This window comes from Pseudomonas nitroreducens (genome assembly GCF_014204515.1).
Taxonomy (GTDB): domain Bacteria; phylum Pseudomonadota; class Gammaproteobacteria; order Pseudomonadales; family Pseudomonadaceae; genus Pseudomonas; species Pseudomonas nitritireducens_A.
This window is the reverse complement of the sequence record NZ_JACHLI010000028.1, coordinates 18,157-30,893: the sequence shown is the minus strand read 5'-3', so window position 1 is coordinate 30,893 and position 12,737 is coordinate 18,157. Positions and strand designations below refer to the sequence as shown.

Here is a 12,737-nt window from a genome sequence, read left to right as displayed (position 1 = left end):
ATCCGGCTGGCCCTCAGGGGCAGCGGTCGGCAACATGACGTGCGTCGTACACCCACCAAGAGAATGACAACGATGAAGCGCTTTCTCAGCCTTGCCATGGCCTTCTGTGTCGCCGTGACGCTCAGCCTCGACGTCAACGCCGCCAAACGTTTCGGCGGCGGCAAGAGCATGGGCTCGGCGCCGAGCCACCAGACCCGCCAGGCGCAACCCAACGCCGCGCCGAATTCCCCGACTGCCGCCGGTCCGGCTGCGACCGGTGCCGCCGCAGGCGCCGCCGGTGCTGCTGCCAAGAGCGGCGCTTCGCGCTGGCTCGGCCCGCTGGCCGGCCTCGCCGCCGGTGGCCTGCTCGCCTCCATGTTCATGGGCGACGGCTTCCAGGGCATGCAATTCCTCGACATCCTGATCATTGCCCTGATCGCCTTCATCGCCTTCCGCTTCATCGCCTCCCGCCGCCGCCAGCAGCAGGGCAACCAGCCCGCCATGGCCGGTGGCCACGCGCCGATGCAGCGTGAAATGCCCGCCGCGCCGCCGTCGATCTTCGGTGGTGCGTCGCGTCCGGTGATGGACAGCCGCCCGGTGATCAACGCCCCGAGCTGGTTCGACGAGACGCGTTTCGTCGGCGCCGCCCGCGAGCACTTCATGTCCCTGCAGCAGCACTGGGACGCCAACGAGATGGACAAGATCGCCGACTTCGTCACCCCGCAGATGCTGCAGTTCCTCAAGCAGGAACGCGCTGACCTGGGCGACGGCTACCAGTCCACCTACATCGACAACCTCGACGTGCAGCTCGAAGGCGTGGACGACCAGGCCGAGAAGACCATCGCCACCCTGACCTTCAGCGGCGTGTCGAAGTCCTCGCGCTTCGACCAGGGCGAGCCCTTCAGCGAAAGCTGGCGCATGGAGCGCGCCCAGGGCGAGAACCAGCCGTGGCTGGTGGCGGGCATCCGTCAGAACTGATCCTGCGCTCGATCCTGAAGAAGCCCGGCCTGTGCCGGGCTTTTTCGTTTCTGCGCACCGGCAAGGCCGCCGCCGCTCGTCCGGACGGCGCCCGTGCAGTGGCCTTGCGCGGAGGGCCGGCTACTACTGTATAAAGCGCGCCATCATCGAATGTGGAGAGACCCCGCCTGTGGAAGATGTGATCGAGAAGCTGCGTGAAGTGAACGAGCCGGTCCCGGTGCCGCTGGAGCTGCCGGACGAGGAACTGCTGGTGGAGATCGAGGAAGAGCTGCTGATCGGCATTCCGTCGGAATTCCGCGAATTCCTCCTGCAGGTCAGCGACGTGATCTACGGCCGCCTGGAGCCGGTCACCGTGACCGATCCGCAGTCCCACACCTACCTGCCGGAAGTGGCCGCCGTGGCCTGGGCCAGCGGCCTGCCGCGCGAGCTGATCCCGCTCTGCGCCGATGGCGACGACTACTACGCGGTCGCCGAGGACGGCGAGGTGGTGCTCTGGGCCGATGGCGAACTCACCGAGGAAACCTGGGACTCGGTGTGGACCTGGGCACGCGACGTATGGCTCGATACTTGAAGCCCGGTGTCGGAATTTCCTGAAACTTCCATGGTCACACAGGCAACCCAGCGTACCTCCAGCCCTTGCTGCCCGGGCGGGTACGATGCCCCGTGGAGAAACTATGAAGTTGAAAGCCTTGTTCACCTGCCTGTTGCTGCTCGGCCTCGCCGGATGCGCCGACAAGGCCGTGGTGACGCTGCAGGATGGCAGCGAAGTCCTGGTGAAGGATCACTCCGACTACGATAAATACAATGACTATTACGAGTTCGAGCAGCTCAACGGCGAAACGATCCTGATCAAGAAGGACAATGTCCGCTTCATCAAGACGCCGTGAGCAGGCCGCCGCCGTGCCGCGTCTGGGCGTCAGTGCAGCGGGCCGATGCGCCCGGTGTCCTTCGCATACCAGACATACGCGGCGCGGCCGATCAGGTTCGCCCTGGGCACGTAGCCGAAGTAGCGGCTGTCCAGGGAGTTGTCGCGGTTGTCGCCGAGCATGAAGTACTGCCCTGCGGGAACGACCTGTTCCTGAATCCGGCGTGAGTCCTCGCGCTGGTTCTGTCGTGCGTCCAGGTAGGGCTGCACGACTTCCCGGTCATTCACGAACAGCTTGCCAGCGGTGATCCTCAGGCGATCGCCGGGGCGGCCGGCTATGCGTTTGATGTAGATCTGCGCCGGATCGCTCGGCGGACGGAACACCACCACCTCGCCATCCACCGGCTCGCCGAAGGCATAGCTGGCCGCATTGACCAGGATGTAGTCGCCCGGCTGCAGGCTCGGCGCCATGGACGTCGACTTGATGGAGAAGGTCGAGCCGCCGAGCAGGCGTAGGCGGGGATCGTGGCTGGGCACGCCGAGGGGGTTGAAGATATACAGGCCGACCAGCAAGCAGGTGAGAACGGCCATGGTCCGCCAGAATGAGATTTTCACGGAACGGTCTCGGGACAGGGAGATGGCCGACGAATCTCGCGCGGCCATCCCGTGTTTCCTAGCAGACGCATCTGATTGGCAGCCGAGCCAATTCCGAAATCGCCAAACGATCCTGGCGACTCAGCGGGCGCCCAGCCTTCCTCCGCTTTCCAGCTCCAGCAGGTTGAGCAGGTATTGCCCGCAATAGCCCAGGTCCTGTTCGATGGCCCGGCGCGCGCCCGCGCCATCGCCGCGCTCCAGCGCCTGCAGGGTGTCTTCGTGGAAATCGTTGAGGCGCAGCGACAGGTCGGCCTCGGTGAACAGCCGGTTGAAGAACGGCCCGACCTGCAGCCACAGCGCCTCGATCATGCGCAGCAGCGTGGGGTTGCCGCAGGCGCGGTAGAGGGTCAGGTGGAACAGGCTGTTGGCTTCCAGGTAGCCCTGGACGTCGCGGCCGTTCAGCGCGGTTTCCATGCGTTCGGTGCAATCGCGCAACACTTCGAGGTCGGCGGGCTTCAGGTGCCGGGCCGCATCTTCCACGGCCAACCCCTCCAGGGATTGCCGCACCTGCAGGATCTGCAGGTAGCGCTCGCGGGTCATCACCGGCACCCGCAGCGAGCGCTGCGGCTCGCCCTCCAGCGCGCCCTCGGCCACCAGCCGCTGCAGGGCGGCGCGCACCGGCATCGGACTGGTGCCCCACTGATCGGCCAGGTCGCGGATCTTCAGCCGCTCGCCGGGCTGGAAGCGCCCGGTCAGCAGGGCCTGGCGCAGGTTCTGGTACAGCTGTTCCTGAAGGTTGTCGGCCATCGCGAATCACTCCCGGCCGGCCGGCGGCGCCGGCAGTTGGGCGAAGGTCAGGCTGCAGTCATGCTTCATCTTGTTTATCCCTTGTTCTCGATCAGACAGTTGCCGCCGTCCACCACCAGCACCTCGCCGGTGATGTAGCTGGCTTCGGGCGAGGCCAGGAAAGCGATGGCGGCGGCCACCTCCTGCGGTCGCCCGGAACGGCCGAGCGGCGTGCGCCGTCCGGCCTGGAGTTCTTCCTCGCTGCTGGAGCCGGTGGCGATCCAGCCTGGCGCCACGCTGTTCACCGTCACCCCGCGGCTCGCCACTTCCAGCGCCAGACCCATGCTCATGCCGAGCATCCCGGCCTTGGCCGCGCTGTAGGCCGACTCGCCCGGATTGCTGGCGCGCACGCCGGTGGTGGAGCTGACATTGACGATGCGCCCGTAGCCGCGCTGCAGCATCCCCGGCAGCAGTGCGCGGGTGAGCAGGAAGGCGCTGGTGAGGTTGCGCGCCAGCGACAGGTTCCAGCTCGCCAGGTCCATCGCCGCCAGTTCGGCGAAGGGTTCCGGGCTGCCCTGCATGGCCATGCCGGCGTTGTTCACCAGGACGTCTACCCTTCCCCATTGCGCCTGAGCCCAGTCGGCCAGTTGACCAACGTCGTTCTCGTTAGTCAGGTCCGCAGGCAGCGCGCGGGCCTCGAAACCTTCGGCGCAAAGCTCGTCCGCCCGTTGCAGGACGCGCTCGCTGCTGGCGGTGAGCAGCAGCTTCACGCCGTTGCTGGCAAGCCGGCGCGCGGTGGCAAAGCCGATGCCGGACTCACTGCCGGCGCCGCTGACCAGGGCGACCTGGCCGGTCCACGGGAACTCACTCGTGACATCGTTCATGGCTATCGTCTTGGTCTGTGATCACAGAATTCGTTGCAGGGCAGATTATCAGGCAGTCGATTCGCTGTATTGACATTTTTGTGATCACAAATGGAAGATGTGCGAAATAACAAACGAGGTGTGCAACATGACCGCCAGCGGAATCGCCCAACCGGCCGTGGATCTTTTCACCGCCCGTGAGCGCCAGCGCTTCCTGGAACAGAACCCCAAGTCCGTCGCCCTGGCCGAGCGCGCGCACAAGTCGCTGTACGCCGGCGTGCCGATGCACTGGATGGCCGACTGGTCCACGCCCTGCCCGCTGTTCGTCGAACGCGCCCAGGGCGCGCGCTTCCATGACGTGGACGGCCATGACTACGTGGACTTCTGCCTGGGCGACACCGGCAGCATGTTCGGCCACTCGCCGGCACCGATCGCCCGCGCCCTCGCCGAACAGGGCGCCCGCGGCCTGACCACCATGCTCCCCGGCGAAGACGCCGTGGTCTGCGGCGAACTGCTCGCCGCGCGCTTCGGCCTGCCCTTCTGGCAGGTGACCGCCACCGCCACCGACTCCAACCGCTACGTGCTGCGCTGGGCCCGCGCGGTCACCAAGCGCAAGACTCTGCTGGTGTTCGACGGCTGCTACCACGGCACCGTCGACGACGTGATGGTGCGCTACCGCGACGGCGAAACCGTGCACCGCTCCGGCCTGGTCGGCCAGGCCTACGACCTGACCCAGCACAGCCGCTCCATCCCCTTCAACGATGTCGAGGCGCTGGAAGCCGCGCTGGCCCAGGGCGATGTCTGCGCCCTGCTGTGCGAACCGGCGATGACCAACATCGGCATGGTCCTGCCCGATCCGGGCTTCATGCAGAAGTGCCGCGAGCTGACCCGCAAGTACGGATCGCTGCTGATCATCGACGAAACCCACACCATCTCCACCAATATCGGCGGCTGCACCAAGCTGTGGAACCTCGACCCGGACTTCTTCGTGGTCGGCAAGCCGATCGCCGGCGGCGTGCCCTGCGGCATCTTCGGCTGCAGCGCGGAAATGGCTGAGCGCATGGCCGCCTCGCGCCAGAGCGCCCAGGAAGACAGCCATGGCCACGGCCATAGCGGCATGGGCACCACCCTCTCGGCCAACGCCCTAGCCATGCACTGCATGCGCGCCAACCTGGAACAGGTGATGACCCAGGCGGCCTACGACCACATGCTGCCGCTGGCCAAGCGCCTGGCCGACGGCTTCCGCGCGCTGATCGCCAAGCATGAGCTGAAGTGGTCGGTGACCGAGCTGGGCGCACGCAGCGAGTTCCAGTTCTGCCCCGTCTCGCCGCGCACCGGCGCCGAGGCCGAAGCGGCCTTCCACGACGAGCTGCAGATGGCCCTGCACCTGTACCTGATCAACCGCGGCATCCTGATCACGCCGTTCCACAACATGACCCTGTGCTGCCCGGACACCACCGCGGCCGATGTGGATCGCCTGATCGAGACACTCGATGCGGGGATCACCGAGCTGCTGGCAATCCCCGGCGCTCGCGAGGCCTGAAAGTAAAGAACCCGTAGGAGCGGACTCCGTCCGCGATGTTTTTCGCCGCCTGCCGGCGGATCGCGGATGAATCCGCTCCTACGCAGAGCATTCTGCGGCGTACCGCGCCACCGAGGACCACCATGCAATTCGCCGATCGCCAGGAAGCCGAAGCCTTCCTCGCCGCCCACCCGGACGTGCGCAGCATCGAACTGTTCATCATCGACTCCAACGGCATCCCGCGCGGCAAGCTGCTGCACCGCGACGAGCTGCTGGCGATCTACGACAACGGCCGCCCGCTGCCCAGCTCGATCCTCGCGCTGACCGTGCAGGGCGAGGACGTCGAGGGCACCGGGCTGGTCTGGGAAGTCGCCGACGCCGACTGCTGGACCTACCCGCTGCCCGGCAGCCTGACTCTGCAACCCTGGCGCGCCAGCCCTACTGGCCAGCTGCAGGTGAGCATGCACCCGACCCAGGGCCTGCCGGCCACCCCGGCCGACCCGCGCCAGGCGCTGTCCCGCGTGGTCGACCGGCTCAAGGCCGACGGTTTCCACCCGGTGATGGCGGTGGAGCTGGAGTTCTACCTGCTGGACAAGCAGCGCGACGCCAACGGCCGTCCGCAGCCGGCACTGCAGATGAACGGCATCCGCCCGGAGGCACCGCAGGTCTATGGCGTCTATGAGCTGGAGCAGCTGCAGCCGTTCCTCGACGACCTCTACGCCGCCTGCGAAGTCCAGGGCCTGCCGGTGCGTACGGCGATCTCCGAGTACGCGCCGGGCCAGGTCGAACTGACCCTGGAGCACCGCTTCGACGTCATGCAGGCCATCGACGAAGGCGTGCGCTACAAGCGCCTGGTGAAGGGCGTGGCGAACAAGCACGGGCTGCAGGCCTGCTTCATGGCCAAGCCGTTCGGCGACCGCGCCGGTTCCGGCATGCACCTGCACGTCAGCCTCGCCGACGAGCAGGGCAACAACCTCTACGCCAGCGAAGACATTCATGGCACGCCGCTGCTGCGCCACTCCATCGGCGGCATGATGGCGCGCCTGCTGGATTCCCTGGCGATCTTCTGCCCCAACGCCAACTCCTTCCGCCGCTTCCAGGCCAACAGCTACGCGCCGCTGGCCAAGAGCTGGGGCGTGAACAACCGCACCGTGTCGTTCCGCGTGCCCGGAGGCCCGGCAAAGAGCCGGCACATCGAACACCGCATCTGCGGCGCCGACGCCAACCCGTATCTCGCTGCAGCGGCAATCCTCGCAGCCATCCACGAAGGCATCCGCGAGCAGATCGACCCGGGCGCGCCCATCGTCGGCAACGGCTACGAACAGGCCACCGAGTTCCTCCCCACCGACTGGCTCACCGCGCTGCGCGCGCTGGAGGCTTCCACTTGGGCCCGCGAGGCGCTGGGCGAGGAATTCCTCAAGGTGTTCCTGGCGATCAAGTGGGAAGAGTTCCGCCAGTTCATGGGCGAGGTGGGCGAGCAGGATTGGCGCTGGTATCTGCATCACGCTTGATCGGCAGCACGGGTGCGGTGCCGGGGCATTCCCTCACCCCAGCCCTCTCCCAGCGGGAGAGGGAGCCGTCCGTGCCGGCTGATAATTCGGTGTCATCCTGCTCCGATCAGTCCCCTCTCCCTCAGGAGCGGGGCGCGCAGCCAGGGGTAGGGTGAGGGGCTCTTGATCCTCGAGCCGCTCAACTCACCCGCCGACACGCAAAAGACTTACGAAAAATTTACCCTGTCAGACTGAAGAATCTGGTCTTTTCTTGGTCTGTAATGGCACGGGGCGCTTGAGCGCCCCTGATCGAATCGGCGCCCGCCGGACTGCCTGCCGGCCGCCGTCCTCTCTCAGGCAGGGAGAACCCGTAGACAATGAGCACTCCTGTCGTACTGATCACCGGCGCCGCCGGTGGCCTCGGAAAAGCCATCGCCAAACGTTTCGCCCAAAGCCACTGGCGCATCGCCGCCACCGATGTGGACAAAGCCGGCCTGCATGCGCTCAACGCCCAGGTGCCGCTGGACGCCACCGCCGTCGGTGACCTGCGACGGGCCGACCACTGCCACAGCCTGGTCTCCGACATCCTCGCCCGCACCGGTCGCCTGGACGCCCTGGTGAACGCCGCCGGCGTCTGGCGCGAAGGCCCGGTGGAGGACTTCAACGAAGACGACTTCGATCTGGTCATGGGGGTGAACCTCAAGGCCGCCTTCTACATGTGCCAGGCCGCGACGCCGTACCTGAAGGAAAACCGCGGCTGCATCGTCAACATCTCCAGCGATTCCGGCCGCCAGGCCTATCGCGGTTCGGCAGCCTACTGTGCGAGCAAGGCGGCGCTGACCATGCTCACCCGCACCCTGGCGCTGGAACTGGCCGAGTCCGGCGTGCGGGTCAATGCCATCTCCCCCGCCGACATCGCCACGCCGATGCTCGACTACCAGGCCGAACGCTACGGCCAGGGCAATCCGGCGGCCTACAAACTCGGACTGCTGAAGGATTATCCACAGGGCAAGGTGGCGCGCTTCATCCGTCCGGAAGAAGTCGCCGAGCTGGTCTGGTACCTGTGCAAGCCGGAATCCGAAGCCATCACCGGCGCGGACCTGGCCATCGACTTCGGTCTTTCCGCCGGGCGCTGAGCCGACAGATACGCGAACGGGCGGCCAGGGGTCGCCCGTTTTCGTTGCGGGGCGTTGATCGAACGGCGGATGCGCCACTGGAGAAGGGTCTACTGGTGCGTGGCGCCAATCGGCGGTATAGAAAAAACTGTGTCGCCCGCCGCGCTTTGGTTGTCCAGAGTTAGGCCCTTTCCTTTTCCCAAGATGATTCCGAAGAGAATTCCATTGAACCTGGCAACCACCAGCTCAGCATGACCGTCCTGATGACCCCCGACATGGCCAACTTCTCCGGCAATGTCCACGGTGGCACCCTGCTCAAATACCTCGACGAAGTCGCCTACGCCTGCGCCAGCCGTTTCGCCGGCTACTACGTGGTGACCCTGTCGGTGGACCAGGTGATCTTCCGCGAGCCGATCCACGTCGGCGAACTGGTCACCTTCCTCGCTTCGGTGAACTACACCGGCCGCACCTCCATGGAGATCGGCGTGAAAGTGGTCACCGAGAACATCCGCGAGAAATCCGTGCGCCACACCAACAGCTGCTTCTTCACCATGGTGGCGCTGGACGACGACCGCAAGCCGATCGTCGTGCCGCAGCTCGATCCGCAGACCAGGGACGAGAAACGCCGCTTCGCCCAGGCGCAGCAACGTCGGCAGATTCGCCAGGAGCTGGAACAGCGCTACAAAGAGCTTCGCGACGAATGACGGACGTTCGCGACATTTCCTGAAAAGAAATCTCGCGTGTCGAAGAAATTCCCCGATGCGTCAACAGGTTACCCTTGCGTGAAAGCAAGGTAGGAATTCATTACTACGCCTAAACTTTTCATACGCGGGTTTGCCCCCGTGACCCACCGTCGAGCGACCCGGTGCTGATGCGCAGTCCGGTCGCTCCCTGAGTGCCCGGAGCCCAGACCATGCATCACACCCCGCTACTGACCACCCTCGCCGTCGGCTTCGTGCTGGCGTTCGTCCTCGGCGCCCTGGCCAATCGCCTGCGTATCTCGCCGCTGGTGGGCTATCTGCTCGCCGGCGTGCTGGCCGGCCCCTTCACCCCCGGTTACGTCGCCGACCAGGCGCTGTCCACGGAGATCGCCGAACTGGGCGTGATCCTGCTGATGTTCGGCGTCGGCCTGCACTTCTCGCTGAAAGACCTGCTGTCGGTGAAGGCCATCGCCATCCCCGGCGCGGTGGTGCAGATCGGCGTCGCCACCCTGCTCGGCCTCGGCCTGGCCTGGATGATGGGCTGGAACTTCGGCGGCGGCCTGGTCTTCGGCCTCGCGCTGTCGGTGGCCAGTACCGTGGTGCTGTTGCGGGCGCTGGAACAGCGCCAGCTGATCGACACCAAACGCGGCCGCATCGCCATCGGCTGGCTGATCGTCGAAGACCTCGCCATGGTCCTCACCCTGGTCCTGCTGCCAGCACTGGCCGGCTCCCTGGGCGGCACCTCCGACGGTGGCGACGGCGGTCTGCTGATGCCGATCCTGCTGACTCTGGGCAAGGTCGCCGCCTTCGTCGCGGTGATGATCTTCGGCGGCCGGCGCTTCGTACCCTGGGTGCTGGAGCGGGTGGCCAAGACCGGCTCGCGCGAGCTGTTCACCCTGGCCGTGCTGGCCATCGCGCTGGGTATCGCCTACGGCTCGGCGGTGATCTTCGGGGTGTCGTTCGCCCTCGGCGCGTTCTTCGCCGGGATGATCCTCAACGAGTCCGAGCTCAGCCACGAAGCCGCCGAGAATTCGTTGCCGCTGCGCGACGCCTTCGCCGTGCTGTTCTTCGTCTCCGTCGGCATGCTGTTCAATCCGGCGATCCTGATCCAGGAGCCGCTGCCGGTGCTGGCGACCTTCCTGGTCATCGTCTTCGGCAAGTCGGTGGCGGCCTATGTCATCGTGCGCATGTTCGGCCACCCCAACAGCACCGCGCTGACCATCGCCGCCAGCCTGGCGCAGATCGGCGAGTTCTCCTTCATCCTGGTCGGCCTGGGCGTGACCCTGAACCTGTTGCCCGAAGCGGGCCGCGACCTGGTGCTGGCCGGCGCGATCCTGTCGATCCTGGTCAACCCGCTGCTGTTCATCGCCATCGACCGCCTGCAGGCGCGCCAGGAGCAGAAGGCCGAAAGCGACCCCGGCGTGGTCCAGGTGGAAGCCCAGGACCTGCCGCCGCCGGTGCTGGAAGAGAACCACGCGATCCTCATCGGCCATGGTCGCGTCGGCGCGCTGGTGAGCGAGCGCCTGCGCAAGGACAAGGTGCCGGTGGTGGTGATCGAGGACAAGCGCGAGAAGGCCGCCGAGCTGCGCGAGCACGGCCTCTGCGTGGTGGTGGGCAACGCCGCCAATCCCGAGGTACTGGCCCAGGCCAACATCACCTCGGCGCGCTGGCTGCTGATCGCCATTCCCAACGGTTTCGAGGCCGGCACCATCGCCAGCCATGCGCGGGCGATCAACCCGAACCTGGACATCATCGCCCGCGCGCACTTCGACGCCGAGGTGGACTACCTGGAGCAGAACGGCGCCAACCTGGTGATCATGGGCGAGCGCGAGATCGCCCGCGGCATGGTCGAGCGGGTCGAACGCGAGGACGCCGCCACGGTGCCCAGCGACGACCACCTGCCGCAGTCGGCCTGACGCCATGCTGCGCCGGCTCTACGACTGGACCATGCGCCTGGCGGGGCACCCGCGGGCGGAGCTGGCGCTGGGCGGGGTGACCTTCGCCGAGAGTTCGTTCTTCCCCATTCCGCCCGACGCGCTGCTGGTGCCGATGGTCCTGGCCAACCGCGCCAAGGCCTGGCGCTATGCGGCAATCTGCATCGTCAGCTCGGTGCTGGGCGGCATTGCCGGCTACTTCATCGGCCTGCTGCTGTTCGAGACGGTGGGCCAGGCGATTCTCGGCTTCTACGGCCTGCAGGAAAACTTCGCCGAGGTCGCCGAGCGCTACAACGAACTGGGCTGGCTGATGGTGCTGCTGGGCGGCGGCTTCACCCCGCTGCCGTACAAGCTGATCACCCTCACCAGCGGCGTGACCCAGCTCGACCTGGTGCTGTTCATCGCCCTCAGCATCGTGGCGCGCACCCTGCGCTTCGCCGCCACCTGCGCCCTGCTGTTCTGGGCCGGCCCGGCGCTGCGCGAAGCCATCGAGAAACGCCTGGGACTGGCGTTCGGGCTGCTGACGGCGATGGTGGTGGGCGGGTTGCTGCTGGGCAAGTACATGCTCTGAGGCGGCAGGCGGCAGGCGGCAGGCGGGATTGTGTTGGAGCAAGGGGGACGACATCGTTATTGCTCGCGAACAGGCTCACCGGCAACGCGGGTGCTGGGCGGTTCGCGAGCAAGCTCGCTCCTACATTTCAGGCCTCGGCGCGAGGGCCTGCCCTCACCCCAGCCCTCTCCCGGAGGGAGAGGGGGCCGTTAGGCATTCTGCGGACGCTTAGGAGTCAGCCGGCGAGTTGCGATGTACTTGGCCGCTCAGGACAGTCCCCTCTCCCCCTGGGAGAGGGTTAGGGTGAGGGCGGCAGGCAGCGCCAATCCATCCAGCAGCACCCGCCGTTACCGACCTCGAATTACCCCAACTTCACCGCCTCGAACTTCACCCGCGGATGGGCGATGCGGTCTTGCGCCCGCACCAGCTCCAGTTCGTAGCTGCCGCAGGCCTGGGTTTCCAGCAGCACCTCATGCACGGCAGCAGCGCAGAATTCGAAGGCGCTGCGCAGGTCATCGCCCAGCAGCAGGCGGGCGAGGAACAGCCCGGAGGTGAGGTCGCCCACCCCCACCGGCTGGCGCGGGAAGGCCAGCAGCGGGCGGCGCAGGTGCCAGGTGGCGTCCAGGGTCACCAGCAGCATCTCGAAGGCATCCGCCGGCTTGCCCGGGTAGTTCAGGTGCTTCACCAGGATCGCCTTGGGGCCGCGCACCAGCAGGCCGCGGGCCATCTCGACGCAGTCTTCCAGGGAGGTCGGCTGGCGGTCGCAGAAGCTGTCCAGCTCCAGCTGGTTCGGGCACAGGTAGTCGGCCACCGCAGCGGCTTCGTGGAGCAGGAACTCACTGACTTCCGGAGCGACGATGCAGCCCTTCTCGGGATGGCCCATCACCGGATCGCAGAGGTACACGGCGCGCGGATTCGCCTCGCGGATGCGTCGCACCACCTCGAGGATCGACCGCCCCTGCGCTGCGCTGCCCAGGTAGCCCGAGAGCACCGCGTCGCAATTGCCCAGTTCGCCGATGGCGGCGATGCCGTCCACCAGCGCCGGAATCTGCTCCGGCGGCAGCACCTGACCGGTCCAGTGGCCATACTGGGTATGGTTGGAGAACTGCACGGTGTTCAGCGGCCAGACGTTCACCCCGACGCGTCGCATGGGAAACTCGGCGGCGCTGTTGCCGGCGTGGCCGAAGACGACGTGGGACTGGATGGCGAGAACGTGGGGAGTGCGCGGCATAACGGTGTCCTGCAACAGTAATGGGGCAGTATGGGGCGCAATTCACAGGCTGTGAACATCCGCCTCTCGCCGCCCGGCGGCGGAGTGAGTAAGCTGGTGCGCCGATTCCGAGGAAGCCGAAGTGGACCT

At 66.6% G+C, this 12,737-nt stretch carries 13 protein-coding genes; 9 read left to right on the top strand and 4 right to left on the bottom strand.

Annotated features, from left to right (window positions below; translation table 11 throughout):
• Nucleotides 1-72 precede the first annotated feature (72 nt).
• The 3 genes from HNP46_RS26625 to HNP46_RS26615 all read left to right on the top strand — a co-directional run bounded on the left by HNP46_RS26625 (nt 73) and on the right by HNP46_RS26615 (nt 1,844).
• Nucleotides 73-957 (top strand): Tim44 domain-containing protein, encoded by an 885-nt coding sequence (locus HNP46_RS26625; protein ID WP_184595012.1) that lies wholly within the window; start codon nt 73-75, stop codon nt 955-957.
• Nucleotides 958-1,126: 169 nt separating this feature from the next.
• A complete protein-coding gene (locus HNP46_RS26620; RefSeq protein ID WP_184595010.1) occupies nt 1,127-1,528 on the top strand; it encodes an SMI1/KNR4 family protein in 402 nt (133 codons plus the stop codon).
• A 103-nt stretch (nt 1,529-1,631) separates the two neighbouring features.
• Nucleotides 1,632-1,844, top strand: a complete 213-nt coding sequence (locus HNP46_RS26615; protein ID WP_184595008.1) for a YgdI/YgdR family lipoprotein — start codon at nt 1,632-1,634, stop codon at nt 1,842-1,844.
• A 29-nt stretch (nt 1,845-1,873) separates the two neighbouring features.
• Here HNP46_RS26615 and lepB read toward each other — a convergent pair whose 3' ends face one another.
• The 3 genes from lepB to HNP46_RS26600 all read right to left on the bottom strand — a co-directional run bounded on the left by lepB (nt 1,874) and on the right by HNP46_RS26600 (nt 4,086).
• Nucleotides 1,874-2,437 carry a signal peptidase I gene (gene lepB, locus HNP46_RS26610; protein ID WP_311771843.1) on the bottom strand — a complete coding sequence of 188 codons (564 nt, stop codon included), beginning with the start codon at nt 2,435-2,437 and terminating at the stop codon, nt 1,874-1,876.
• A 120-nt stretch (nt 2,438-2,557) separates the two neighbouring features.
• Nucleotides 2,558-3,223, bottom strand: coding sequence for a GntR family transcriptional regulator (locus HNP46_RS26605; RefSeq protein ID WP_184595006.1), 666 nt, complete (start codon nt 3,221-3,223; stop codon nt 2,558-2,560).
• Between the two features lie 74 nt (nt 3,224-3,297).
• Nucleotides 3,298-4,086 (bottom strand): SDR family NAD(P)-dependent oxidoreductase, encoded by a 789-nt coding sequence (locus HNP46_RS26600; RefSeq protein WP_184595004.1) that lies wholly within the window; start codon nt 4,084-4,086, stop codon nt 3,298-3,300.
• 127 nt (nt 4,087-4,213) lie between these two features.
• Between HNP46_RS26600 and HNP46_RS26595 the strand changes: the two genes are divergently transcribed.
• The 6 genes from HNP46_RS26595 to HNP46_RS26570 all read left to right on the top strand — a co-directional run bounded on the left by HNP46_RS26595 (nt 4,214) and on the right by HNP46_RS26570 (nt 11,398).
• Nucleotides 4,214-5,608: an aspartate aminotransferase family protein gene (locus HNP46_RS26595; RefSeq protein WP_184595001.1), complete on the top strand. Its 1,395-nt coding sequence runs from the start codon at nt 4,214-4,216 to the stop codon at nt 5,606-5,608.
• Nucleotides 5,609-5,730: 122 nt separating this feature from the next.
• The gene (locus HNP46_RS26590) at nt 5,731-7,098 is read left to right on the top strand and encodes a glutamine synthetase family protein (protein ID WP_184594999.1); all 1,368 of its coding nucleotides are present in this window, start codon (nt 5,731-5,733) and stop codon (nt 7,096-7,098) included.
• Between the two features lie 356 nt (nt 7,099-7,454).
• Nucleotides 7,455-8,213, top strand: a complete 759-nt coding sequence (locus HNP46_RS26585) for an SDR family NAD(P)-dependent oxidoreductase (RefSeq protein WP_184594996.1) — start codon at nt 7,455-7,457, stop codon at nt 8,211-8,213.
• Nucleotides 8,214-8,416: 203 nt separating this feature from the next.
• The gene (locus tag HNP46_RS26580) at nt 8,417-8,896 is read left to right on the top strand and encodes an acyl-CoA thioesterase (RefSeq protein ID WP_184595122.1); all 480 of its coding nucleotides are present in this window, start codon (nt 8,417-8,419) and stop codon (nt 8,894-8,896) included.
• 209 nt (nt 8,897-9,105) lie between these two features.
• Nucleotides 9,106-10,809 carry a YbaL family putative K(+) efflux transporter gene (gene ybaL / locus HNP46_RS26575; protein ID WP_184594994.1) on the top strand — a complete coding sequence of 568 codons (1,704 nt, stop codon included), beginning with the start codon at nt 9,106-9,108 and terminating at the stop codon, nt 10,807-10,809.
• A 4-nt stretch (nt 10,810-10,813) separates the two neighbouring features.
• Complete coding sequence (locus HNP46_RS26570; protein ID WP_184594992.1) at nt 10,814-11,398, top strand: YqaA family protein; 585 nt, start codon at nt 10,814-10,816, stop codon at nt 11,396-11,398.
• 340 nt (nt 11,399-11,738) lie between these two features.
• On the opposite strand, the gene pdxY is transcribed toward HNP46_RS26570, so the two are convergent.
• Nucleotides 11,739-12,608, bottom strand: a complete 870-nt coding sequence (gene pdxY / locus HNP46_RS26565; RefSeq protein ID WP_184594990.1) for a pyridoxal kinase PdxY — start codon at nt 12,606-12,608, stop codon at nt 11,739-11,741.
• Nucleotides 12,609-12,737: the final 129 nt, after the last annotated feature.

Bases quoted from the DNA above. Each gene is read 5' to 3' on its own strand.
- HNP46_RS26625 (WP_184595012.1), top strand. From the start codon at position 73: ATGAAGCGCTTTCTCAGCCTTGCCATGGCCTTCTGTGTCGCCGTGACG.
- HNP46_RS26615 (WP_184595008.1), top strand. From the start codon at position 1,632: ATGAAGTTGAAAGCCTTGTTCACCTGCCTGTTGCTGCTCGGCCTCGCC.
- HNP46_RS26605 (WP_184595006.1), bottom strand. From the start codon at position 3,223: ATGGCCGACAACCTTCAGGAACAGCTGTACCAGAACCTGCGCCAGGCC.
- HNP46_RS26600 (WP_184595004.1), bottom strand. From the start codon at position 4,086: ATGAACGATGTCACGAGTGAGTTCCCGTGGACCGGCCAGGTCGCCCTG.
- HNP46_RS26595 (WP_184595001.1), top strand. From the start codon at position 4,214: ATGACCGCCAGCGGAATCGCCCAACCGGCCGTGGATCTTTTCACCGCC.
- HNP46_RS26590 (WP_184594999.1), top strand. From the start codon at position 5,731: ATGCAATTCGCCGATCGCCAGGAAGCCGAAGCCTTCCTCGCCGCCCAC.
- HNP46_RS26585 (WP_184594996.1), top strand. From the start codon at position 7,455: ATGAGCACTCCTGTCGTACTGATCACCGGCGCCGCCGGTGGCCTCGGA.
- ybaL (WP_184594994.1), top strand. From the start codon at position 9,106: ATGCATCACACCCCGCTACTGACCACCCTCGCCGTCGGCTTCGTGCTG.
- HNP46_RS26570 (WP_184594992.1), top strand. From the start codon at position 10,814: ATGCTGCGCCGGCTCTACGACTGGACCATGCGCCTGGCGGGGCACCCG.
- pdxY (WP_184594990.1), bottom strand. From the start codon at position 12,608: ATGCCGCGCACTCCCCACGTTCTCGCCATCCAGTCCCACGTCGTCTTC.